This window comes from Marivivens niveibacter (assembly GCF_002150005.2).
In the GTDB taxonomy this organism is placed as follows: Bacteria; Pseudomonadota; Alphaproteobacteria; order Rhodobacterales; family Rhodobacteraceae; genus Marivivens; species Marivivens niveibacter.
The window spans coordinates 824,575-848,018 of record NZ_MSPP01000001.1; the positions used below are offsets into that span (position 1 = coordinate 824,575).

Here is a 23,444-nt window from a genome sequence, read left to right on the forward strand (position 1 = left end):
CCTTTGGTTTTTGCGGATTATTTTAAATTGCGGACGTCTTCGGGCAAATATTTGAGGACGTCCGGATGATTTTCCGCAACCCAATCGCGCCATGATCTGTTGAATTCATACACGGCGAGGATTTCTTTGGGCCAATGTTCGGGCCAAGGGGAGCAGTTATTGGTACCATCTCCAAATGCCACTTTTCGATACGAAGTGAGTTTCTGTAGCTGGCTTGGTTCCATTTTATTCATACAGGCGCCTCTAAGCGATGTGCGCCATAAGTCGGTTGTCTTGTCTATTTCGGTTCTTCTGAATGTTACTCCGTCTAAAATTGCCAACCTGAGATCGGCACCTCGCAAGTCCGAGAAGCTTAAGTTTGCCCCTTGCAACTCTGCATTTTGTAAATCAGTAAAACGAAAGTCGGCTGCAAAAAGTTCAGACCGTTTCAAGTGTGCACCTCGCAAATCAGCGCCCCGCAACCTAGCTTCTGTTAGATTTGCTTCATTGAGTTTTGCCCCTACAAGAATTGCTCCGATCAATTTTGCATCATCCAAATTGGCCTTAATTAGACTTGTCGCTGAAAGATCGGCCTCTTGCAGCGCCGCATTCGCTAGTGAAGCTCCGATTAGTTCGGATGAACTAAAGTTAACGCCCTGCATTTGAGCGTGCTCGAAATTGCCAAAGCTGAAGTCTAGGCCGCTTAAGTCCATCCCCTGTAGGTTGGCGCCGCGCAAATTTATTGCTGTTTTTCTTAGTGCTTTACCCACATGTTTTTGAATTAAACCAATTGTTTGTGTTGCTTTCTGAATATCTGATCGCTTGGGTGTCAGATTTAGCGCCCAATCCTCCAGCTCATTCGCCGACGCATTTTCGGGCGTTGGTTCGGCGGGTACATCGGGGATTTTGTCACCGACCTGAACGGTGTGTTCGCGCACATAAAGCGACAGCATCGCGGCGATGCGGCTGGCTTCCTCTGGGCGTTCTTTAATCAGACCGAATAGACGATCAATCGCGGTGGCGCGGGTTACCAGATCGGGTTCGCGGGTCGTTAGAACTTTTCGTTCGTCACCTTCGCCGATGACCTCAGTCACTTCGCGCCACGCGGCCAGGTTTTGGGACGCATCATTCAGTTTGTCGTTGAATAGGCGTTCATCTGTTAGGTCGTTTTGTTTTGCCGAATGTTGAATGCGGATCAGCGTAAATGGAAAGGCGACAACAGCACCCAATGTCGCTGCCATTGCCGCGAACGTTGTAAGGACCCCACGAAGCGCCAACTGATCTTCGTTAGTAATCGGTTTCATGTTTTGCAGTGCTTCGTAGATCGTCCACAGTAATCCGACGACCGACGCGAACAGCATCAAAGACCAAATGATCGCGCCCAACACAAAAAACGCGATTGGCAGCTTTGCCAGTCCCAATTCTTTTTGCAGAATCAGCGGATCGCGTTTCGCATCAGGCGTCGGCATGATCCGATAAATCGCAAAACTGCCCGCGATGATGGTTAGCACAACGATGGGCAGCCAGTCGGAATAGCTGACGGGCGGAAAATGGAACGTAAATTCAGGCATTCAAAAGTCTTTCACACGCAAAACGTGCGTGGACTAAAGCGGATCGCCTGCCTTTGCGCAAGGATGTGAACAGAACGCCTCTGCCTGCGGTTGCCAATCTTTCATGGGCGGAATAACGTGCCGCGACTTTGCGGGGTGGGCCCGCATAACCCATAAACGAAGGAGCGCCCGATGGAGGCCATTCAAGGTATCGTCCCCTTTATCCTGATCTTCGGGATTATGTATTTCCTGCTGATCCGTCCTCAGCAGAAAAAGGTAAAAGAACATCAGGAAATGGTGGCTGCGCTGCGCCGTGGCGATCAGGTTGTCACCCAAGGCGGCGTCATCGGTAAAGTGTCGAAAGTCAAAGACGACAACGAAGTCGAAGTCGAAATCGCGGCTGGCGTTTCGGTCCGCGTTGTGCGTTCGACCATCACTCAGGTAGTGAACAAAACCGAACCAGCAAAGTAAGGTAAGGCCCCGGATATGCTCCAGATTTCGCGATTCCGACAGGTTTTGATCCTACTGGTCCTCATGGCCGGGGTTATCTTTACACTGCCGAATTTTTTCTACGGTCGGGTTGAACAGCACAATGATGCTGTGGCCCTGATCGACAGTGGGATTTCCACTGAACAGGCTGAAGCGGATGTTGCGCTTTGGCCTTCGTTTTTGCCTAGCAACCTTGTGAATTTGGGGCTGGACCTGCGCGGCGGTGCCCATCTGCTGGCCGAGGTTCGCGTCGAAGAGGTATACGCCACCACCATCGATGCCATGTGGCCCGAGGTGCGTGACGTACTGGCCGCTGAACGCGATACCGTCGGGTTCATCACCCGTGAAGATTCCGAGCCGGGTGTTTTGCGCGTCCGTATCAGCGAAGCCGCTGGCATTGAACGTGCGGTTGAATTGGTGCGCGGTCTGTCCGAACCTGTTGTGACGCTGACCGGTGCAGGTGCATCGACGTTAAAGGTCACATCGCAAGGCAATGAAATCACAGTTGAATTGTCGGATGCGGAAAAACTGGCAAGCGATGATCGCACCGTTAAACAGGCGTTGGAAATCATTCGCCGCCGTATTGACGCCGCAGGTACACGCGAACCCAGCATTCAGCGTCAGGGCGACAGCCGCATCCTGATCCAAGTGCCCGGCGCCAAATCCGCCGAGGAACTACAGGGCTGGATCGGCACCACGGCGCAGTTGAATTTCCATCCTGTGGTTGGCCGCACAACCGATGCGACCCAAAGCCCAGGTGTGGGCAATTTCTTGGCGCCTTCTGTCGAAGAAGACGGCGTCTATTACGTGCTGGAACGCAACGCGGTTGTTTCGGGCGAAGAATTGGTTGATGCGCAGCCCAGCTTTGACCAGAACGGCCAGCCTGCTGTGTCGTTCCGTTTCAACCCTGCGGGTGCACGTAAATTCGGCACCTACACGTCCGAAAACGTGGGCGCGCCATTCGCTATCGTCCTAGATAACGAAGTCATCAGCGCCCCGACCATTCGTCAAGCGATCACGGGCGGTTCGGGTATTATCTCGGGGTCGTTCACCATCGAAGAATCCACAAATCTGGCGGTTCTGCTGCGTGCGGGCGCTTTGCCTGCGGGTCTGGATTTCCTAGAAAAACGGACCATCGGGCCAGAGCTGGGCGCGGACAGCGTTCAGGCCGGTAAAATGGCGGCGATTGTTGGTTTCGCGCTGATCATGGTGTTCATGGGGCTAACCTATGGCCTGTTCGGTTGGATCGCGAATGTCGCATTGGTGTTGAACGTCTGCCTGATCATGGGCGCACTGTCGATCCTGGGTGCGACGCTGACGCTGCCGGGTATCGCGGGTATCGTTTTGACCATGGGAATGGCGGTTGACGCTAATGTTCTGGTTTACGAACGCATCCGCGAAGAACTGAAAACTGCCAAAGGTCCAGCGCGCGCGATCGAACTGGGTTATGAACGCGCGATGTCCGCGATTGTAGATGCGAACATCACCACGATCCTAACGGCTGCGATTTTGTGGTTCGTGGGTTCCGGCCCCGTGCGCGGTTTCGCGACCACGCTGGGTATCGGCATTGTCACCTCGGTCTTTACGGCGTTGTTCGTGACCCGTCTGTTCATCGTCTGGTGGTTCCAACGCCGCCGTCCAAAATCCATCGAGGTGTGATCCAATGCGGCTACGTTTAATTCCAGACAACACCAACTTTAACTTCTTCCGCTTTGCGCCTGCTACGTTCGGTGCATCGGTCGTGTTGGTCATCGCGTCGGTGATCGCGTTCTTTTTGTTCGGACTGAATTTCGGCATCGATTTCCGCGGTGGCACAACGATCCGTACGGATTCCACCAATGAAATCGTCGTGTCGGATTACCGCGCTGCGATTGAACCATTGGGGCTGGGCGATATCGTCGTGACCGAGGTGTTCGATCCAACCTTTGACGCCGATCAGCACGTTGCGATGATCCGCATTCAGGCTCAAGAGGGCCAAGAAAGCATCGCCGAAGACACCGTTGAAAACGTTCGCGCTGCGCTGCTTGCGATTGATCCAGCGGTCACCTTTGCCTCTGTTGAATCGGTCGGCCCAAAGGTATCGGGCGAATTGATTCAGAAAGCGGTCTATGCGGTTCTGGCCGCGCTGGTCGTGATCGTTCTGTACATCTGGCTGCGTTTCGAATGGCAGTTTGCTGTGGGTGCCGTTGTGGCGCTGATCCACGACGTTGCGTTGACGATTGGTCTGTGGGCCGTGTTCCAGATCAAATTCGATCTGGCGACGATTGCAGCGCTGTTGACCATCGTGGGCTATTCGATCAACGACACCGTGGTTGTGTTCGACCGTGCGCGTGAAAACTTGATTAAATTCAAAAACACGCCGCTTGTGGACGTCCTGAATATGTCGGCCAACGAAACCCTTAGCCGTACGATCATGACCTCGGGCACCACACTGCTCGCGCTCATCGCTCTGCTGGTTCTGGGCGGCGATGTGATCCGGTCATTTGTGTTCGCTATCACGTGGGGTATCATCGTTGGTACGTATTCTTCGATCTATGTGGCGAAAAACATCGTATTGATGTTGGGTGTCAAACGTGACTGGTCCAAGGAAAAGAAACCCACTGGAAACCAGTTCATGGACATGGATACGTAATTTTCAGGGGCCGTTCGCGGCCCTTGACCATCTAGAGGATTAGCAATGCGCCTGAACGAAGTCGTCTTTACCGATGCAAAGCCTGTCGACGGCTACGGCCCCGGTTTTTTCCGTATCGGAGGAGAAGTGTTCAAAGGCCCGTTGGTTGTAACCTCGACCGGAGTGGCGTCTTGGGGTGGTTTTGACGACGCGGATGCGCTGATCGCGATGAAAGACAAAACCGACGTCGTATTCATCGGCACTGGCGAAAACATCGCGTATATCCCAGCCGAATTGCGCACCGCATTGGAAACGGCGGGCGTTGCGTTTGAAACGATGGCGTCACCGGCCGCCTGCCGTACCTTTAACGTTCTTCTGTCCGAAGGTCGCCGCGTTGCGCTGGCGATCCTGCCTATCTGATGCTGCGCGTTGATAACCTGACCTGCGCACGCGGTGGACGCCCTGTTTTGTCGAACGTGTCGTTCGATGTGCCAGACGGGCAGGCGTTGATCCTGCGCGGGGCGAACGGGATCGGCAAAACGACTTTGCTACGCACATTGGCAGGCCTGCAGCCCGCGCTATCGGGCGACATTCAGGTGGATGAAGAGGACACTGCCTATGCCAGCCATGCCGACGGGATCAAGGCGCAGTTGACCGTTGCCGAAAATCTGGCCTTTTGGGCGGATATTTACGGCACCGACGTGCCCGAAACCGTCTACACGGATTTCGATCTGGCGGACCTGCGCGAACGGTTTGCGGGCACATTATCGGCGGGCCAAAAACGCCGTTTGGGTCTGGGCCGTTTGGGCGTGATCAAACGCAAAGTGCTATTTTTGGATGAACCGACCGTGTCGCTGGATCGGTTTTCGGTGAAATTATTTGCGAACTTTATCCAGAACCGTCATTTGGCGAACGGTGGTATTGCCGTGATCGCAACCCATATCGATCTGGGCCTGACGGCGCGCGAATTGGATCTGGAACCCTATCGCGCTGCCATCGACGATCTGGGATCCAGCGACGAGGCGTTCCTGTGATCGCGCTGTTCATTCGCGACCTGCGTTTGGCCGTGCGGGCAGGGGGCGGGTTCGGGCTCGGCCTTGCGTTTTTCCTGATCGTTGTCGTTCTGGTCCCGTTTGGCGTTGGCCCTGACCGCGCCGTTCTCGAACCCATTGCGCCTGGCATTTTGTGGGTCGCGGCGTTGCTGTCGTGTCTGTTGTCGCTGGACCGTATTTTCGCGCTGGATTTCGAAGACGGATCGCTTGCGCTGCTGGCCACGTCGCCGCTGCCGTTAGAAGGCGCAGTGCTGGCCAAAACTGTGGCGCATTGGGTAACGACTGGTTTACCGCTGACACTGGCTGCGCCTGCCTTGGGTATCCTTTTGCACATGAAACCAGAGGCTTATGGCTATTTGTTCGCGTCGCTTTTGCTGGGTACACCTGCATTGTCGATGATCGGAACATTCGGCGCGGCGCTGACCGTTGGCCTGCGACGTGGTGGCCTATTGCTGTCGCTGCTTGTGCTACCTTTATATGTTCCGACGCTGATTTTCGGTGCCGAAGCCGTCCGCCGCGGCGCCGAAGCAATGGCCGTACAAACGCCGTTTGTTATGCTGGCGGGGATCACGGCGGGGGCATTCGCCCTTTTGCCTATTGCGGCCGCAGCCGCCTTGCGCGTTAACCTGCGCTAGGGCCGACCGAAGAAAGAGGAACCGATGTCGATTTGGGAATACGCAAATCCAAAGAAATTCATGGCCACGACGACTCCGATTGCGCCTTGGGCGCTGTATGGATCGTTGGCTTTGATCACTGTCGGCCTGTGCTGGGGGCTATTTCTAACGCCCGAAGCGATCAATTTTGGCCATTCGGTGAAAATCCTGTTTGTACACGTACCATCGGCCCTGATGGCGATTAACGCATGGCTGATGATGATGGTCGCATCCATCATCTGGATCGTGCGCCGCCACCACGTATCGGCATTGGCCGCGAAGTCAGCGGCGCCGATTGGCATGGTGATGACCGTGATCGCGCTGGCAACGGGGGCCATCTGGGGCCAGCCAACTTGGGGCACATGGTGGGCATGGGAGCCGCGCCTGACATCGTTTCTGATCCTGTTTTTGTTCTATCTGGGCTACATCGCGCTGTGGTCCGCGATCGAAGATAACGACACCGCTGCCGATCTGACGTCTGTTCTGTGTATCGTCGGATCGCTGTTCGCGCTGTTGTCGCGCTATGCCGTGCGGTTCTGGGGCAATGGTTTGCATCAGGATTCAACCTTTTCGGCGGACAAAGAAACGCACATTGACCCGTCGTTCTGGTGGCCTTCGGTCATTTCGATGGGGGGCTTTGTCCTGCTCTTTGTGGCCTTGGTTTTGATCCGCACAAACACTCAAATCCGCCTGCGCCGCGCAGATGCGCTCGAGGCTCGCAATCGGAGACAGTCATGATTGATTTCGGAAAACACACATTCCACGTTTGGGCCAGCTATGGCGTGACCATCACGCTGCTGGTCGGGCTAGTTGTCATTTCCCTGCGCCAAAGCACCAAAGCAAAGGCGCGACTGGCAGAGATTGAGGGTAAAAATGGCTAAGTTTCCGAAACTTGCACTGATCCCGCCGATCGCCTTTGCGGGCGTTGCTGCGTTGTTTTTGGGCGGTATGTTCTGGGGCAGTGATGACGATATGCCATCGACGATGATTGGCCGTGACGCGCCTGTTTTGCCCGCGCAATCCGTGCCGGGGACCGAATTGGCGACCGTTGAAACGCTGACAACCGGCGAAATCACCATCGTGAATTTCTGGGCCAGCTGGTGTCCGCCGTGCCGCGCCGAACACCCCGTTTTGCATGATCTGGCCGAACAGGGATACCGCATTGTCGGCGTTAATTTCCGCGATACCGAAACGGCATCCGCTGAGTACCTAGAGGAACTGGGAAACCCGTTTGTCGCGACAGGATTTGACCGTTCGGGACGGGTCGCGATTGACTGGGGCGTCACTGCGCCGCCAGAGACGTTCATTATAGATGGGGATGGCAAAGTGCTGTTCCGGTTCATTGGCCCATTGGTAGGGTCGGACTATGAACAGCGATTTTTACCCGCCTTGGAAAACGCACTGGCCGATTAACAGGCCAGTCGCGCCATCGCGCCAAATTCAGCCGCAGACCGGTACGCCATAGCCTGTAGATTGTGCTGGTAGGCGGGCGTGCCGATTTCCAGAACGATCAGCAACGATAGCTCTTCCGCTTCGGTCGTGCCCATATGCGCGGTCGCGAAATCGAATACGTCGTCGATCGGGCGCATGGATTGACAGCTGACCACGATGTCGGGGAAATATTCGGCGCGTTCTTCGGTCATGATGGCCAATGCGTTTGCTGCATTGATATCATTTTCCCAATCTTCGCTGTCTTCGCCCCAGATATTTGCCTGCACACAGGCACCAGTTGCCATGCGTTCAGCCAATCCGCGACGCCAAAAGGCCGAGGTTTCTTCGTGGGCGATGACGACCACGGCATAGGCCCGTTCGCTAGGTAATGGCGGGTAAGCGTCGTCTGCCGAAAGGCGCATATGTGCGAATTGAATATCCATACCCCAAAGTCGCTTTGGCCTGTGGATTCGGCAAACCAGATTCGGGGGGAATCCTGTGGATAGAGTCACTTAGCCTAGGCATAAGTCTGTGGATAAATTGTGCAGGAATTTTTTGCCGCTGTTTTGTCACTCTCCCTAAAAGCGATCACCGCGCTGCCGTTACACAACATAACGAGTAGTTTGGTGTAAAAATGGCAGACGTTCAAAGCTGGGGATGGTTTGATTATTCTGGCACATGGCCAGGGTTTAATATTCTATCCGGTAACAATTTGGATCATCGCGGCGACGGTTTATCCGTTGATCCGTCCGGCTATGTTGAGATCACACTTAACGACTGGAATAACGACGGTCTGATATATGACGCCGATATTGATGGTGGTCCGATCAACGGCGGAGAAACCGTTACCGGCCCGTCAATGACACTGACCCCGCACGAAGTCGCGCTCTATACCGGTTCCACCATTGTTCACAACGGCACGACCTATACGGTGAACATGGAAGTCACGCTGTTTACCAATGGTATGTACGGCGTGCGTTTGTTGGATAATGAAATCCCAGAGGGCCATTATTCAGGCGTGACCAGCATCACCTTGGGCACGTGGAACGAGGTCGAATATTCTGGCATCCATGTCTCTGCCGTTGATCAGATGTTTGTCTGTTATGTGGCTGGCACCGAAATCGAAACCACGCGCGGCTATGTGCCTGTCGAACAGATCAAGGTGGGTGATTTCGTCGAAACGCTGGACCACGGCCCCCAACAGGTGCGCTGGATCGGATCACAGTTTGCCATCGGCACCGGTAAAAACGCGCCCATCCGGATCGAAGCTGGGCTGTTTGATAACGATGTGCCGGTCTACGTGTCGCCCAATCACCGCATTTTGCTACACGGTGAAATGGTTGATATGCTGTTCGCCGCGGACGAAGTTTTCGCACCCGCCAAACATTTGGTCAACGGGACGACCATTCGGTCTGAACCGCGCGCGTTGGTGCAGTATTGCCATTTCGCGTTAGACCAACACGAAGTCATTATGGCTGATGGGATGCTTAGCGAAAGCTTGCTGCCGGGGCCGGAATCCCTGCGTTTGATACGACCTGCGGACCGTGATGCATTGTTTGATGCATTGCCGCAGTTGCATGCGGGATGGGACGCCTATGGGCCGTCCGCGCGGATGTGTTTGACCAAACGTGAATGTGAATTGCTGCGGTGGGCGAATGATCGCGAACGTCAGTTCGAAAAACTGGATAGCCCCGTAATCGGGCGCAGTTTCGAACACCAATAAAATAAAAGCCCCGCCAAATAGGCGGGGCTTTGTTGTTTTAGGCTTTTGCCAGATTGCGCAGCACGTAGTGCAGAACGCCGCCATTTTCGATGTATTCGATTTCGGGCGCTGTATCGATCCGGCACTTGATGTCGATCGTTTTGGTGGTGCCATCACCATAGGTGATATCGGCCTGAACTGTTTGCAGCGGTTTCACACTGTCCAGCCCCATGATCGTCACGGTTTCATCACCCGTCAGGTTCAGGGTTTTGCGTGTGTCGCCGCCCGTAAATTCAAACGGGATAACGCCCATGCCAACCAGATTGGATCGGTGAATACGTTCAAACGATTCCGCGATCACGGCCTTTACACCCAGCAATGCGGTGCCTTTGGCCGCCCAGTCACGAGACGATCCCGCGCCGTATTGTTCACCGCCGAATACGACCAGCGGGGTGCCTTGTTCCTGATAGGCCATCGATGCGTCAAACACCGAAGTCTGTTCGCCATCGGGGCCTTTGGTATAGCCGCCTTCGACGCCGTCCAGCATTTCGTTTTTGATCCGAATGTTGGCAAAGGTGCCGCGCATCATGATTTCGTGGTTACCGCGGCGCGATCCGTAGGAATTGAATTCGCGCGGCGCTACCTGACGTTCGATCAGATACTGACCCGCAGGCGTGGATTGCGCGAATGACCCCGCTGGCGAAATGTGGTCTGTCGTGACCATGTCGCCCAGCATCAGCAGAACCTTTGCGCCTTCGATATTTTCGATGGATCCTTTTTCTGCGGACATGCCTTGGAAATAGGGTGGGTTCTGAATGTAGGTCGAGGTCGGAGGCCAGTCATAGGTTTCGCCGCCCGAGACTTCGACCGCTTGCCATTTTTCATCGCCTTTGAAAACATCCGCGTATTTTTCAACGAACGCTTCGCGAGTGACGACCTTGTCCACCAGTTCGGCGATTTCGGCGTCGGTGGGCCAGATGTCTTTCAGGAAGACGTCTTTGCCGTCTTTGTCCTGAGCGATCGGATCATTTGACAGATCGATGTTCATGTCGCCCGCGATGGCGTAGGCCACGACCAGCGGTGGGGATGCCAGATAGTTCGCGCGCACGTCAGGGGAAATGCGACCTTCAAAGTTGCGGTTGCCCGACAGAACGGACGTTGCGATCAGATCGCCGTCCGCGATCGCCTTGGACAATTCAGGCGCGATCGGGCCAGAGTTACCGATACAGGTCGTACAGCCATAGCCAACAAGGTTGAAACCCAGCGCGTCCAGATCGTCCTGCAGGCCAGCCGCGTTCAGATATTCGGTCACAACCTGCGATCCTGGTGCCAGCGATGTTTTGACCCAAGGTTTGCGGGTCAGGCCCAGTTCGTTTGCCTTGCGCGCCACCAGACCCGCGCCGATCATCACATAGGGGTTGGATGTGTTGGTACAGGATGTGATCGACGCAATCACGACCGACCCGTCGCGCAGTTCGTAATCGGCGCCCTCGACGGGGTGCGATTTACGTGGGTCTTTTTCCTCGACTGGGGTCGGAGCGGGGGCTTCGGCCTCCATCGCTTCGGCAGCCATGGAAGTGTCGATGCCGCGATATTCGTTGACGACGTTCATAAACGCATCCGATGCGTTCGACAGTTTGACGTAATCCTGCGGACGTTTCGGACCCGAGATCGCAGGCACGATGGTGCCCATGTCCAATTCCAGGGTCGACGAATAGATCGGCGCATAGTCCGCACCGCGCCAGAAACCGTTTTCTTTTGCGTAAGCTTCGACCAACGCGATGCGATCTTTGTCGCGGCCAGTCTGTTCCATGTAGTGCAGGGTTTCAGCGTCGATAGGGAAGAAACCACAGGTCGCGCCGTATTCAGGTGCCATGTTGGCGATCGTCGCACGTTGCGCCAGTGGCAGATTGTCCAAACCATCGCCGTAGAATTCGACGAATTTGCCAACAACGCCGTGGGCGCGCAGCATTTCAACGACTTTCAGAACCAAATCGGTGCCAGAGGTGCCTTCGACCATCGCGCCAGTCAGTTTGAAACCGACGACTTCGGGGATCAGCATGGAGATCGGTTGGCCGAGCATTGCGGCCTCTGCCTCGATCCCGCCAACGCCCCAGCCCAGAACGGCCATGCCGTTGACCATGGTTGTGTGGCTGTCTGTGCCGACCAATGTATCAGGATAGGCAACCATATCGCCGTTTTGGTCCGTATCCGACCAAACGGTTTGCGCCAGATATTCAACGTTCACCTGGTGACAAATGCCTGTGCCCGGCGGCACAACGCGGAAATTCTGGAACGCGGTCTGTCCCCACTTCAGGAACTGATAGCGTTCCATGTTGCGTTCGTATTCGCGGTCCACGTTCATCTGGAACGCACGTGGGTTGCCGAATTCGTCGATCATGACCGAATGGTCAATCACCAGATCAACGGGCACCAGCGGGTTAATTTTTTCTGGATTGCCGCCCAAGGCTTTGATCCCGTCGCGCATCGCGGCAAGGTCAACAACAGCAGGCACGCCAGTGAAATCCTGCATCAACACGCGGGCAGGGCGGTACGCGATTTCGCGCGGGTTATTACCACCGTTTTTCGCCCAATCGCCGAAGGCGCGGATGTCGTCCACCGACACCGAAAAACCGTCGTCTTCGAACCGCAAAAGGTTTTCCAAAACAACCTTTAGCGATGCAGGTAACTTAGTGAAATCACCCAAGCCAGCCTCTTGGGCAGCGGGAATGGAATAATAGGCAATTGATTTGTCGCCAACCGTCAATGTGCGGCGGGTTTTGGCGGTATCTTGGCCAACCTGAATAGGCATTTGATACGTCCTTTTGTTTTTGGCAAATAGCTATGACTAAAAACTAGTGTGGATACAGGCCATTACAATAGCTTAATTATGCAATGTATGCGATTGTATACCGTAATTTTGCAGTTTCATGTCAAACACTCGCAATTCGTTGATTGGAGTGTGCGCAAGGTTTCGTCTAGTGTTCATAAAGCAACTTTAGGTGGGATAAATGATGCGGAACCTTGTATCGGCAATGTTGATGACAGCGGCTGTAGCGACGCCAGCCATAGCCCAAGACACATCGCCGGTAGTGGTTGAATTATTTACCTCTCAGGGATGTTCGTCCTGTCCACCCGCCGATGAAATTCTGGCTGATTTGGCAGAACGTGATGATGTGATCGCGTTGGCATTACACGTCGATTATTGGGATTACATCGGTTGGAAAGACGAATTCGCCGACCCAATGTTCACGGAAAGGCAGAAAGCATACGCGATACAGGCGGGTGCGCGGTCTATCTACACACCTCAGTTTGTCGTGGGCGGTGTGAACCACGTCGTCGGGGCAGAGGCGATGCAGCTGGCCGATCAGATCCGCGACACTGCTAACATGCAAGGCGGTGCAGAGCTAACGATCAGCCGTTCTGGCGACACGCTACGGGTCCAAGCCGTATCCGCGCAAAGCTTTGCCAAGGCGCTGGATGTTGTTGTGGTGTCCTATGTGGCAAATGCCAATGTCGACATCGAAAGCGGTGAAAACGCAGGTAAAACAGTCGAATACCACAACATCGTACAAAGCTGGGACGATGTTGCGGATTGGTCAGCCCAATCGCCTTTGGACATTTCGATGACCGTTGATACGGACAACCCGATTGTCGTCTTGCTGCAGGAACAAGGGCCCGGCGTGATCGTTGCAGCGGCGCAAGCGGATTAGGAAAAGTCTTTCCATCGGCGATGGACCCAGAACCATTGTTCGGGGTTGTCAGATATCCGTTTTTCCAATCGCCGCGTGAGCTCGGTCATCATGGTTTCGGGATCGCTATGTTCAATGGGCGTTTCAACCACAACCTTGAACGATAGGCCGTCTGTTTGCCTAATTCCGAAATAGGGTACCAACAAGGCCTTTGATCGCAGTGCGATGCTGGCCGCAGAAGTGGCTGTGCGTGCAGGTTTGCCTAGAAAATCAATCATAACGCCATCGCGTACAGCGACATCAAACAGCAATGTGCCCATGCCGCCGGATCGTAAATGACGGGCGAAACCGCCTGTGCCGCGGCGCCCTTGGGCGAAGACGGGCCCAGACATTTCAGTCATTGTTTTCGCATAGTGTTCGTTGAAATAGGCGTTTTTCATCGGGCGATATAGTCCGCCGATAGAGTAGCCCATTTTCGTCAACACTTGGCGTGGCGCTTCGTGGTTACCGAAGTGACCAGTTACGAACAGGACGGGCCGATTTTCAGCATGTGCCTGTTTTACAGCGTCTAAACCATCACCGATAATTTCGGCATCAGACAGATGATCGCCAAATTGCGCGCCCGAATAATTTTCAATGAGCGTTCGGCCTGTGTTGTTTAAAACACCCGCTGCGATCGCCCGTTTGGTATTCATATCCAAAGACGGATCAATCATGGACAGGTTCTGCAAAACCCGTTTTCTGTAACCCGCGATCGGTCCGATGAAATGTTGGGTCAGCGCGCCCATTAGGCGAACGCGGCGCGCGTATGGCAGCAAAGACAACCCAGCGATGATCCCCCGCAACACTCTGTCGGTGATCCAATCAGCCGGAGAACGGCGGCCTTTGTTCTTTTTCTTCGCCATGCGCGATCCTGTTGTTTGGCATTCAGATAATCGGCTGCGCGCCAAAGGACAAGTTTTTGAACAGATTACGCGCCGTCTGTTGCTGCTGCGCGGATAAGGGCAATGTCGCCGTTTGATGCCAGATCGCTGACCATGGAAATGAATTTCGCTTGTGCCTGCTCTCCCTCTGTGGCGGATGGGGCAGGGGCGGCCTCAATGTCCTCTTTCATCTGTTCGGACAAACGTTTTGACAGGTTGGATAATAAATAAGCAGCGGCATCGGTTGTTGGTCCGGCGATTGATAAGGCGCACGCAAGGGCGGGAATTGTAATGTCGCGTGGCACGTCCCGCATGATTGTTGGCACATCTGGCGGGGCGATGCGGCTGGGAATATCTGCAAACGTGAATATGGACTGACGAACCTCTTGCGTGAATGCAGGGTCGTCTTTGTGTAAGTCATCTAACAAACTTTCACGCAGCTGGCTTTGTGATGCTGTTAGAATAGCGCCTAGGCGTTTGGGTGGCGTGTCGCCAAACACAGGATCAGATGTGCGTTGGTATGATTCGTTTATGGTTGTCCCAATTATTCCTAGAACCGGTGCCGATACGGCATTTGTGCGGGACATCGCATAGGTGATCCGTCGAGCATGTTCACCTGGTATTTGGCCTAAAATTTCTGCCGCCTTATCAACTGGTAGCTGACTCAGGATAATGGACGCGACTTCGATCCCTTCGGTCTGCAAGATCTGTCGCAATGTCGCTGTTGGCAGCGCGCGCACTGCACCCCACGGGTCGGTTCCTGAAATTTCATCCTTTAGCTTTGCCTGAACTTTTTCAGACAATGTTCCGCTGATTTGTGCAAAGGCGTCCGATAACCCGTCGGGTCCGGACATACCTGTTTGTTCAACGGCGTCCAAAAATTCGCGGATCACGCAATCAATGGTCATCGTGTCGATCTGACCAATCAATCCCATTTCGCGCGTTAAAGCGATTTGCGCATCGTCCGACAACTCTGCCAGATCAGGACTGATCCCGTTGTCATGCAAAAACTGAAGTATCACCGCCGCTTTTTGTCTACGGGGCAATGGTTTAGGGGTCAGAGTTTGTCCGTCGGCCATCACAGGTCATCATTTGTCAGTACCGTTAAAGGATACAAACCTGTGGTAAACTAAATCCTAATTTTGCTGCCCCATTAGGGTGTCGTCAGCATCACCGACAGTGATTTTAAATCGGATCGGATGTCGATGCTGAGCGGTTTGGACGGATCGGTCAAGTCATGCATCTTTTGTGTACATGCCAACAAGGTTTCGATTTCGTCGTCCGTAAATTCGCGGTCATCCCGGGCGAAAAAACCCATCGACTGGACGTCTTTTGGCTGAATGCTGGTGACGCACCCATAGGCCAAACCATATTCAGCTGCCTGAGGCATCACGTTCTGAGGGTCGGGAAGGTCCATCTCAGACCAACGCGCCGCGCCGCGGTTTTGGAATGCCCAATGAACAGTCGGATCAGAGACAACCATGCCTTTTTCGACATATTTGGCTGTCCAATCTGTCCTGTAGGTTTGCAGCATGATCGAAGGTGCGGTATACACAACATGCAACCCCAAGGCGAACCCTGACGTACATAGCGATTTCGCTGTAGTGAGGGTCGATTTGATCTGGGATTTGGTCGTCGTCATGAGGCTGTGTGTGGTGAAATGGTTCTTTAGTTCTTATCGGCGTACATCTGAGTACGGTTCTCTATGACCTATTCTACGTTCGTCTGCAAACAAAGTACTGAAAAGTCTGTAAAGGGCGGCGCTATGAGTTTTGTTTTCGCATCTACCGGCGACTATGCACAAGAAATTAATAAAGTCGCGCCGCTGGGTCACCATATTGCGTTGCGTGTAGGTTTCGCTTTCCCGTTAGAGGAAATCAACGCCTTGCCGCGCAAATGGCTGCAGCACTACGCAGCGAACCGCATGGTCGTGCAGGATCCTGTCTTTCGGTGGGCTTACGCAAAAACAGGCACAGTGCGTTGGTCTGAGTTGGAACAGTTCGATCCATTTGGTGTGATCGCACAGGCCAAAGATTTCGGGTTGAATTATGGTGTGTCGGTTGCCTGCATTGATGAGGGCGGGCAGGGCGTGCGGTCGTTTGGATCGTTCTTGCGCGGTGATCGCGAATTTACAGATGATGAAATGGCGATGCTGCTGGACCGTGTTCAGCGTCTACACCGTCGCTGTATGCCGCCCAGCAATATCACCTTTGCCGAAACCGAAGCCTTGTCCATGATTGGCGAAGGCATGCGGCTGAAGCAGATTGCGCATGAATTGGGCGTGACCGAAGGTGCGGTCAAACAGCGGCTAAAGAATGCGAAATCGAAATTGGGCGCTAATACATCAGCCCAAGCTGCATCGCTCGCGCGGGCGTATGGCCTGATCTAAACGTTTCCAGATATGAAAAAGGGGCCCGAAGGCCCCTGTTCCGAATTATTCGCCAAACACACGTTTGAAGATCGTGTCGACGTGTTTGGTGTGGTATTCCATGTCGAATTTTTCGTTGATGCCGTCTTCGCCCAGTGCGGCGACAACTTCGGCGTCAGCCAGTAGAAGTTCGCGGAAATCAACGCGGTCTTCCCAAACTTTCAGCGCGTTACGCTGCACCATGGAATAAGCGTCTTCGCGCGATACGCCTGCTTGGGTCAGGGCCAGTAGAACGCGCTGCGACATAACCAGACCTGGGAATTTGTTCATGTTGTCCAGCATGTTCTGTGGGAACACCAACATCTTGTCGATAACGCCGGTCAAACGGTTCAGAGCAAAGTCCAAAGTGATGGTCGCATCTGGGCCAATGCCGCGTTCAACGGACGAATGTGAAATATCACGTTCATGCCACAGGGCAACGTTTTCCATCGCTGGGATCACGGTCATACGCACCAGACGAGCCAGACCGGTCAGGTTTTCGGTCAGAACTGGGTTCTTTTTGTGCGGCATCGCGGACGAGCCTTTTTGACCCATCGAGAAGAACTCAGCGCCTTCCAGAACTTCGGTACGCTGCATGTGGCGGATTTCGATAGCAACGTTTTCGATCGACGATGCGATCACGCCCAGCACGGCAAAGAACATCGCGTGACGGTCGCGCGGGATAACCTGAGTCGAAATCGGCTCTGGTTTCAGACCCAGCTGTTCGCAAACGTGTTCTTCGACCGCTGGATCAATGTTCGCGAATGTACCAACCGCGCCCGAAATTGCGCCAGTTGCGATTTCTTCACGTGCATGTTTCAGGCGAGCCAAGTTGCGGTCCATTTCCGCGTAGAAACGCGCAAAGGTGAGGCCCATGGTGGTTGGCTCTGCGTGGATGCCGTGGGAACGACCAACGCGAACAGTGTTTTTGTGTTCTACCGCACGCTTTTTCAGCGCGGCCAGCAGGGCTTCCATGTCCTTGATCAGGATGTCGGATGCGCGGACCAGCTGAACGTTCAGGCAGGTGTCCAGAACGTCGGAGGATGTCATGCCTTGGTGAACGAACCGAGCCTCTTCGGAACCAACGTGTTCAGCAAGGTGCGTCAAGAACGCGATAACGTCGTGTTTTGTGACGGCTTCGATTTCGTCGATGCGTGCAACGTCGAATTCTACGTCTTTGGCTTTCCAAACTGCGTCAGCGTTTTCTTGTGGGATCACGCCCAGCTTGGCTTGTGCGTCACAGGCGTGCGCCTCGATTTCGTACCAGATTTTGAATTTGGTAGCAGGTTCCCAAATGGCAACCATGTCGGGGCGGGCATAACGGGGGATCATTGGCAGCGACCTTTATGTCTGGAATGGTTGGGTGGGTATTACTGCGCATGACCCTTGGTCACAAGACCATGACTGGTCAAAGCCCGCTGATTGACCCAACAATATGACATGATTCTGCAATCTATGATCCCCGTCGACCAAAGAGAGGCCGCAACAGCCCGCTTGCCCGCCATGAAACCTGTTCAGGGATCGTGGATCACGATTGATGACGCCTATTCCGCGCAAATGGCCGAAAAAGCCAGATTGATGACCCAGAACCGTCAGGCCGTGTGCCGAATGACGGTAGGAGCAGAGCCAGCCGTTGGAGAATTGCTGGATTATGTTCTAGAGGAAATAGCTGGGTTATCCGGGTTTGAACGCGATGGAGATCGAATAACCCGACCTGACGGGATGCAAATCGACATTCTTCGCGATGATCCGTTTTTGTCGCTAAGCCAGTTGGTCACCGAAGATCTGTGTGTTTTGGAAAAACGCGGCGACGAACATGTACTGACCGCAGCGCTGTTGTGTTTTCCAGCGGCTTGGACGCTTGCTGAAAAAATTGGACGGCCTCTGACACGTATCCATGTGCCTGTAGCGCCATATAACGAAAATATTGCGCGCCGTGTGCAGCGTTTATTTGATGGTATCCAGCCAAATAAGCCGATTTGGCGTGCCAATCTGCATACTTATGAAGAGCCGGATCTTTTCCACGTGCGCGGCGAAAATGATCCAAGGCCGTATAAGAACATAGATGCGCATTACGAACGGAGCGAACGGCAGACTGTATTGCGCCTGCCCAATTCGGGTGCCGTTCTATTTGCGATACACACCTGTGTTGTCGCGTTACCCTAGTTTGGCGACAGTAGCGAATTGATACGTGAAAGCGCGGAGCTAAGGCGTTTGTTGTCCTTTTCGCATGATTGGGGCTGTGCAAGCTCCAAACGAGTCAAATCTGCAGGCTTTTGACGCGCCGATACCGGTCTGTGATCTGTGTCGGGTTTGGCGAACGACTTGAAATTTTCAAACATAACGATGTCCTGCTAACTGGTTACATTTTCTCGGTTACGGAACGAATGAGGCTGAAATTAGGCGTAAATCGTTTGAAAACAGGCGACTGTAAGAAAGGTGACAGTTGCGGTGTCGCCGATTTTACCCATCGTATTTCTATGTCGGCAATTTGAATGTCCCCAAAATGCAAAAGGGCGCCAAGATGGCGCCCTTTCGTTTGATATTCGTTGGGAATTAGCAGCTGTAGTACAGCTTGTATTCCACTGGGTGAGGAGTGTGCTCGTACGAGTAAACTTCTTCCCATTTCAGGTCCATGTAGCCTTCCAGCTGACCTTTGGTGAACACGCCACCTTCCAGCAAGAAGTCCATGTCTGCTTCCAAAGCTTCCAGAGCTTCGCGCAGCGAACCACAAACGGTTGGGATCTCTGCCAGTTCTTCTGGTGGCAGATCGTACAGGTCTTTGTCCGACGATGCGCCTGGATCGATCTTGTTTTTGATGCCGTCTAGGCCAGCCATCATCAGTGCAGCGAAGCACAGGTATGGGTTTGCCGATGGATCCGGGAAACGAGCTTCGACGCGTTTTGCCTTTGGCGATTCAGCCCAAGGAATACGTACACAACCCGAACGGTTACGTGCCGAGTAAGCGCGCAGAACTGGAGCTTCGAAGCCTGGGATCAGACGCTTGTACGAGTTGGTCGATGGGTTGGTGATCGCGTTCAGCGCTTTCGCGTGCTTCAGGATACCACCGATGAAGTACAGAGCTTCTTGGGACAGGTCAGCGTATTTGTCGCCTGCGAACAGAGGCTTGCCGTCTTTCCAGATCGACATGTTCACGTGCATACCGGTGCCGTTGTCGCCTGCGATTGGCTTTGGCATGAAGGTAGCCGACTTGCCGTAGGACTGTGCAACGTTGTGGATGACGTATTTGTATTTCTGGATTTCGTCAGCCTGGTGGGTCAGGGTGCCGAAAATCAGGCCCAGTTCGTGCTGGCACGAAGCAACTTCGTGGTGGTGCTTGTCAACTTTCATGCCCATACGAGCCATGGTCGACAGCATTTCGCCACGCATGTCTTGTGCGTCGTCGATTGGGTTTACTGGGAAGTAACCACCTTTGACACCTGGGCGGTGACCGGTGTTGCCGATGCCGTCCGACGAACGGAAATCGGTGTCGGTGTTCCAAGCGCCGTCGATTGCGTCAACTTGGTACGATACTTTATTCATCGAAACCGAGTAACGAACGTCGTCGAAGATGAAGAATTCAGCTTCTGGACCGAAGTATGCTGCGTCACCGATACCCGACGATTTCAGGTATGCTTCAGCGCGGTTTGCGGTCTGACGTGGGCAGCGGTCGTACGACTCGCCGGTGTCTGGCTCTACAACGTCACAGTGTACGCACAGAGTTTTCTCTGCGTAGAATGGGTCGATGTATGCGGACGACGCATCAGGGATCAGTTTCATGTCGGACTGATCGATCGATTTCCAGCCAGCGATCGACGAGCCGTCGAACATGAAGCCTTCTTCGAAGAAATCTTCGTCTACTTCGGTGTGACGCAGGGTCACGTGCTGCAGTTTACCGCGCGGGTCGGTGAAGCGAACGTCGACGTACTGAACGTCTTCGTCAGCCATTAGCTTAAGAACTTCTTGAATGTTCATCCTTGATTTCCTCTTGGACTTTTGAAGTGTGCCGGAGATTACAGTGCGTCGTCGTCGCGTTCGCCGGTACGGATGCGGATCGCTTGTTCAACAGGCGAAACGAAAATTTTGCCGTCGCCGATTTTATCGGTCTTGGCAGCGCCGATGATCGCTTCAATTGCGCCATCGACCTGATCATCAGCCAAAACGACCGTGATCATGACTTTAGGAAGGAAGTCCACAACGTATTCTGCACCGCGATACAGTTCGGTGTGGCCTTTTTGACGGCCAAAGCCTTTGACTTCGATGACCGACAGGCCCTGAACGCCAGCTTCTTGCAAAGCCTCTTTGACTTCGTCGAGCTTGAACGGCTTGATGATCGCTTCGATCTTTTTCATGGGCGCGACTCCCTCCGCATTAGTGTGTCTGGGGCGTCAGACCATGTCTGCAAAGCAACCACAATCGGGTAGTCTGACGAATGACGTTTGTTACAGTGTGATTCCATATTCGCTGATTAAAAAATGTGCAACATGTCTATTAGGTGGGCGATTTGAAAACTTTTTATGCAAATTGCGGGGATGAAATTTTAACCGCTGCACAAATGCGCGCCGCAGAGCAGCATGAGATCACCGCGGGCCGTCAATCAGGTGCCGATTTGATGGAACGTGCGGGGCGGGGCGTTGTCGATGAAATTTTCAAAAAATGGCCAAAACTTGCGTTATCTAGTGGTACTGCAATTGTCGTTTGCGGTCCTGGGAACAACGGTGGTGATGGGCTCGTCATCGCGCGTCTTTTGCACGATCGCGGCTGGGACGTCACGGTGTTTTTTTATGGGGATTCGGGTCGGTTGCCGCCCGATGCCCGCTTAAATTATGATCGCTGGCTGAAATACGGCAACGTGCGTCCCTTTGCTGAATTAAAGGACTTTCTGACAACAATCGGTGATCACAATCATCCCGATTTGTGGATTGACGCTGTTTTTGGCACGGGGCTAACGCGACCAATCGGTGGTGAGTTGGCTGTGGGGTTATCTGCGCTGTCGAATTGGTCCAGTGATCTTGTGTCATCCCATGGTGGCTATGTCGTTGCCGTGGAGATGCCAAGCGGTCTGAATTCGGACACTGGCGACATGATGATCGACAGGTCATCAGGTGATGACGGCTCTGGTTGGTACTGCGATTTGGCAGTCACGTTTCATGCTCCAAAACGGTGTCATTTTGTTGGCCAAGGGCCGGATCTGATCGACGATTTGGCGGTTGTGGATTTGGGCATTCGTACCAACGATTTTGATGCAGTCAGGCTTGTCAGGCCACGGGCCAAAACAAACATGACAACAGCAGGTCACAAATATACGCGTGGACATGTACTGGTTCTAGGCGGACCACGTCATAGCACGGGTGCGGCGCGTCTGGCGGCGCGGGCGGCTTTGCGGTCGGGCGCTGGTTTGGTGACCATAGCGGCGCCGCGTGATGCGCTTGATATTTACGCTTGCCATGAAACTGAGGTCATGTTGCGCCCAATGGATTCCGCGCAGGAATTGCAGGACATGTTGCAAGATGCCAGATTTGATTGTCTTTGTTTGGGGCCAGCCTTGGGCGTTGAAACAGCGGTGGCGTTAATGCCGACCGTTTTGGATGCTGATCGTTACACTGTGATCGATGCGGATGCGATCACGGCGCTATCGCGATCTACCGATCTCATTGGGCAGCTGCATGCGAAATGCGTGCTGACACCGCATAGTGGTGAATTTGCACGTCTGTGCCCTGACCTTGTTTCTGAGCCAAAGATTGATGCCGCAGAGGCCGCAGCGCAGCGGTTTGGTTGCACGGTTCTATTAAAAGGACGAGATACGGTCATCGCGGATCCGCATTTTGGCACGCAGCTTTGCGCAAGCGTCTATGAGGATGCAGCGCCATGGCTGGGCACGGCTGGGGCAGGCGATGTGCTGGCAGGTATGATCGCTGGCATGCGTGACCCCGCGCAGGCCGCTTGGGTTCATGCGCAGGCCGCACGAAATTTCGGTGTTGGGCTCATCGCTTCTGATTTGCCAGATACCATTCCTGCGGTGCTACAGTCGTTGTGGGCTGAAACCGAAACGCCGCCCCGATAGGGACGGCGTTTCATAAAACAGTCGCGCTCTGCGCGGCGATTAAACAGCAGCGGTCGCGATTTCCAAACCGTCGGCGTAAACGATGTGCTGCTTGTCAAAGATCAGTTCGAACATGACACGTTCTACTTCGTTCAGTTCGGCGATGTATTCGCCGTCTGCCAGACGGTGTGCTGGGACCAGCGCGGTGTCGACGCCATAGATAGCTTGTGCACGCCAGTCGCGGATGTGGATCAGCGCGTCACGGGCAACGATGGTATCGCAGTCTGGGCGCGTGTTGCCTAGTGTACCTGCTTTCACACGGTAGGCAGGGGCGCTTACCGTATACGCTTTGATTTCGCGTAGGACCGCCATACCAGCGTCACGCGTAATCACACGGTCGCCCTCGGCCATGGTTTCCACGGGCAATTGACCATCCATTGTCAGGATCGTTGTGCCAGCCAACAGGCCAGATAGGGGGCGCGCGCCGACGGAATCCGCCGGGCGAAGTAATGTCTCTAGGTGCATGGCGGTTTCCGCTCTTTGCTATGTATTCTGCCTCAATACGGGCAGTTTAAGCATTAAGTTGCGGTTTGCACCCGAAAATCTACGGGGGCTGCCTGAAAGAGCTGGAAACCTAGACTTTTGGACACAGTCGAAAAAAGTTGATTTTTGCTCTCGCACTTCCTGAAAAGCTTCGTTATATCGACCGCCAATGCGGGTGTGGCGAAATTGGTAGACGCACCAGATTTAGGTTCTGGCGCCGCGAGGCGTGGGGGTTCAAGTCCCTCCACCCGCACCACAAATACCAGTGTTACCAACTGGTTATTGCGAAACGGGCGTGACTTTGGTCGCGCCCGTTTGCGTTTGAAGCCCTTTAATTTAAGGCGTTTGCACAGCCTATGTGCGTTGATT

General features: G+C 53.9%; 24 protein-coding genes and 1 tRNA gene. 15 read left to right on the top strand and 10 right to left on the bottom strand.

Translation table 11 applies throughout. The features are described from left to right. Window positions 1-17 precede the first annotated feature (17 nt). Complete coding sequence (locus BVC71_RS03955) at window positions 18-1,550, bottom strand: pentapeptide repeat-containing protein (protein ID WP_086450302.1); 1,533 nt, start codon at window positions 1,548-1,550, stop codon at window positions 18-20. Between the two features lie 171 nt (window positions 1,551-1,721). On the opposite strand from BVC71_RS03955, the gene yajC reads away from it, so the two are divergent. Genes yajC through BVC71_RS04000 form a run of 9 tightly spaced genes read left to right on the top strand, consistent with a single transcriptional unit; the run spans window position 1,722 to window position 7,747 of the window. Further along, complete coding sequence (gene yajC, locus BVC71_RS03960; protein ID WP_086450303.1) at window positions 1,722-2,000, top strand: preprotein translocase subunit YajC; 279 nt, start codon at window positions 1,722-1,724, stop codon at window positions 1,998-2,000. A gap of 15 nt (window positions 2,001-2,015) precedes the next feature. Beyond that, window positions 2,016-3,677 (top strand): protein translocase subunit SecD, encoded by a 1,662-nt coding sequence (gene secD, locus BVC71_RS03965; RefSeq protein ID WP_086450304.1) that lies wholly within the window; start codon window positions 2,016-2,018, stop codon window positions 3,675-3,677. Window positions 3,678-3,681: 4 nt separating this feature from the next. Beyond that, window positions 3,682-4,650 (top strand): protein translocase subunit SecF, encoded by a 969-nt coding sequence (gene secF / locus BVC71_RS03970; RefSeq protein WP_086450305.1) that lies wholly within the window; start codon window positions 3,682-3,684, stop codon window positions 4,648-4,650. Window positions 4,651-4,695: 45 nt separating this feature from the next. Continuing rightward, window positions 4,696-5,049, top strand: a complete 354-nt coding sequence (locus tag BVC71_RS03975) for an Mth938-like domain-containing protein (protein WP_086450306.1) — start codon at window positions 4,696-4,698, stop codon at window positions 5,047-5,049. Then, window positions 5,049-5,663, top strand: coding sequence for a heme ABC exporter ATP-binding protein CcmA (gene ccmA / locus BVC71_RS03980; RefSeq protein WP_086450307.1), 615 nt, complete (start codon window positions 5,049-5,051; stop codon window positions 5,661-5,663). Before BVC71_RS03975 ends, ccmA begins: the two co-directional genes overlap by 1 nt. Next, window positions 5,660-6,316: a heme exporter protein CcmB gene (ccmB, locus tag BVC71_RS03985; protein WP_086450308.1), complete on the top strand. Its 657-nt coding sequence runs from the start codon at window positions 5,660-5,662 to the stop codon at window positions 6,314-6,316. Before ccmA ends, ccmB begins: the two co-directional genes overlap by 4 nt. Window positions 6,317-6,340: 24 nt before the next feature. Then, entirely contained in the window at window positions 6,341-7,072 is a 732-nt protein-coding gene (locus BVC71_RS03990) for a heme ABC transporter permease (RefSeq protein ID WP_086450309.1), read from the top strand. Continuing rightward, window positions 7,069-7,215, top strand: a complete 147-nt coding sequence (ccmD, locus tag BVC71_RS03995) for a heme exporter protein CcmD (protein WP_086450310.1) — start codon at window positions 7,069-7,071, stop codon at window positions 7,213-7,215. Before BVC71_RS03990 ends, ccmD begins: the two co-directional genes overlap by 4 nt. Further along, window positions 7,208-7,747 (top strand): DsbE family thiol:disulfide interchange protein, encoded by a 540-nt coding sequence (locus tag BVC71_RS04000; RefSeq protein WP_086450311.1) that lies wholly within the window; start codon window positions 7,208-7,210, stop codon window positions 7,745-7,747. The genes ccmD and BVC71_RS04000 overlap by 8 nt, the downstream gene beginning before the upstream one ends. On the opposite strand, the gene BVC71_RS04005 is transcribed toward BVC71_RS04000, so the two are convergent. Beyond that, window positions 7,744-8,208, bottom strand: a complete 465-nt coding sequence (locus BVC71_RS04005; protein ID WP_086450312.1) for a DUF7684 family protein — start codon at window positions 8,206-8,208, stop codon at window positions 7,744-7,746. The genes BVC71_RS04000 and BVC71_RS04005 overlap by 4 nt on opposite strands. 191 nt (window positions 8,209-8,399) lie before the next feature. On the opposite strand from BVC71_RS04005, the gene BVC71_RS04010 reads away from it, so the two are divergent. Further along, entirely contained in the window at window positions 8,400-9,488 is a 1,089-nt protein-coding gene (locus tag BVC71_RS04010; protein WP_086450313.1) for a Hint domain-containing protein, read from the top strand. 37 nt (window positions 9,489-9,525) lie between these two features. Here the strand turns inward: BVC71_RS04010 and acnA are convergent, their stop codons facing one another. After that, on the bottom strand, window positions 9,526-12,279 hold the full coding sequence (gene acnA / locus BVC71_RS04015) for an aconitate hydratase AcnA (RefSeq protein WP_086450314.1): 2,754 nt from the start codon (window positions 12,277-12,279) through the stop codon (window positions 9,526-9,528). Between the two features lie 199 nt (window positions 12,280-12,478). Between acnA and BVC71_RS04020 the strand changes: the two genes are divergently transcribed. Beyond that, the gene (locus BVC71_RS04020; RefSeq protein WP_086450315.1) at window positions 12,479-13,180 is read left to right on the top strand and encodes a DUF1223 domain-containing protein; all 702 of its coding nucleotides are present in this window, start codon (window positions 12,479-12,481) and stop codon (window positions 13,178-13,180) included. Here BVC71_RS04020 and BVC71_RS04025 read toward each other — a convergent pair. The 3 genes from BVC71_RS04025 to BVC71_RS04035 form a co-directional block, all read right to left on the bottom strand. After that, the gene (locus BVC71_RS04025) at window positions 13,177-14,064 is read right to left on the bottom strand and encodes a lysophospholipid acyltransferase family protein (RefSeq protein WP_086450316.1); all 888 of its coding nucleotides are present in this window, start codon (window positions 14,062-14,064) and stop codon (window positions 13,177-13,179) included. The two genes, BVC71_RS04020 and BVC71_RS04025, sit on opposite strands and share 4 nt — an antisense overlap. 65 nt (window positions 14,065-14,129) lie before the next feature. Continuing rightward, a complete protein-coding gene (locus BVC71_RS04030) occupies window positions 14,130-15,161 on the bottom strand; it encodes a FliG C-terminal domain-containing protein (RefSeq protein WP_086450317.1) in 1,032 nt (343 codons plus the stop codon). A gap of 74 nt (window positions 15,162-15,235) precedes the next feature. After that, a complete protein-coding gene (locus BVC71_RS04035) occupies window positions 15,236-15,724 on the bottom strand; it encodes an autoinducer binding domain-containing protein (protein ID WP_086450318.1) in 489 nt (162 codons plus the stop codon). Window positions 15,725-15,847: 123 nt separating this feature from the next. Here BVC71_RS04035 and BVC71_RS04040 point away from each other — a divergent pair, with 123 nt between their 5' ends. Continuing rightward, the gene (locus tag BVC71_RS04040; RefSeq protein WP_086450675.1) at window positions 15,848-16,471 is read left to right on the top strand and encodes a helix-turn-helix transcriptional regulator; all 624 of its coding nucleotides are present in this window, start codon (window positions 15,848-15,850) and stop codon (window positions 16,469-16,471) included. A gap of 45 nt (window positions 16,472-16,516) precedes the next feature. Here BVC71_RS04040 and purB read toward each other — a convergent pair whose 3' ends face one another. Then, window positions 16,517-17,821, bottom strand: a complete 1,305-nt coding sequence (purB, locus tag BVC71_RS04045) for an adenylosuccinate lyase (RefSeq protein WP_086450319.1) — start codon at window positions 17,819-17,821, stop codon at window positions 16,517-16,519. A 90-nt stretch (window positions 17,822-17,911) separates the two neighbouring features. Between purB and BVC71_RS04050 the strand changes: the two genes are divergently transcribed. Continuing rightward, window positions 17,912-18,655 carry a heme-dependent oxidative N-demethylase family protein gene (locus BVC71_RS04050; RefSeq protein WP_240516771.1) on the top strand — a complete coding sequence of 248 codons (744 nt, stop codon included), beginning with the start codon at window positions 17,912-17,914 and terminating at the stop codon, window positions 18,653-18,655. 390 nt (window positions 18,656-19,045) lie between these two features. Here the strand turns inward: BVC71_RS04050 and glnA are convergent, their stop codons facing one another. Both glnA and BVC71_RS04065 read right to left on the bottom strand, forming a co-directional pair. Then, window positions 19,046-20,464 (bottom strand): type I glutamate--ammonia ligase, encoded by a 1,419-nt coding sequence (gene glnA, locus BVC71_RS04060; RefSeq protein WP_086450322.1) that lies wholly within the window; start codon window positions 20,462-20,464, stop codon window positions 19,046-19,048. 38 nt (window positions 20,465-20,502) lie between these two features. Continuing rightward, complete coding sequence (locus BVC71_RS04065) at window positions 20,503-20,841, bottom strand: P-II family nitrogen regulator (protein ID WP_086450323.1); 339 nt, start codon at window positions 20,839-20,841, stop codon at window positions 20,503-20,505. A 152-nt stretch (window positions 20,842-20,993) separates the two neighbouring features. Here BVC71_RS04065 and BVC71_RS04070 point away from each other — a divergent pair, with 152 nt between their 5' ends. Continuing rightward, a complete protein-coding gene (locus BVC71_RS04070) occupies window positions 20,994-22,553 on the top strand; it encodes an NAD(P)H-hydrate dehydratase (protein ID WP_240516772.1) in 1,560 nt (519 codons plus the stop codon). Between the two features lie 39 nt (window positions 22,554-22,592). Here BVC71_RS04070 and BVC71_RS04075 read toward each other — a convergent pair whose 3' ends face one another. Further along, window positions 22,593-23,057, bottom strand: coding sequence for a Hint domain-containing protein (locus BVC71_RS04075; RefSeq protein ID WP_086450324.1), 465 nt, complete (start codon window positions 23,055-23,057; stop codon window positions 22,593-22,595). 189 nt (window positions 23,058-23,246) lie between these two features. Here BVC71_RS04075 and BVC71_RS04080 point away from each other — a divergent pair. Continuing rightward, window positions 23,247-23,331, top strand: a tRNA-Leu gene (locus BVC71_RS04080). The last annotated feature ends 113 nt before the right edge of the window (window positions 23,332-23,444 follow it).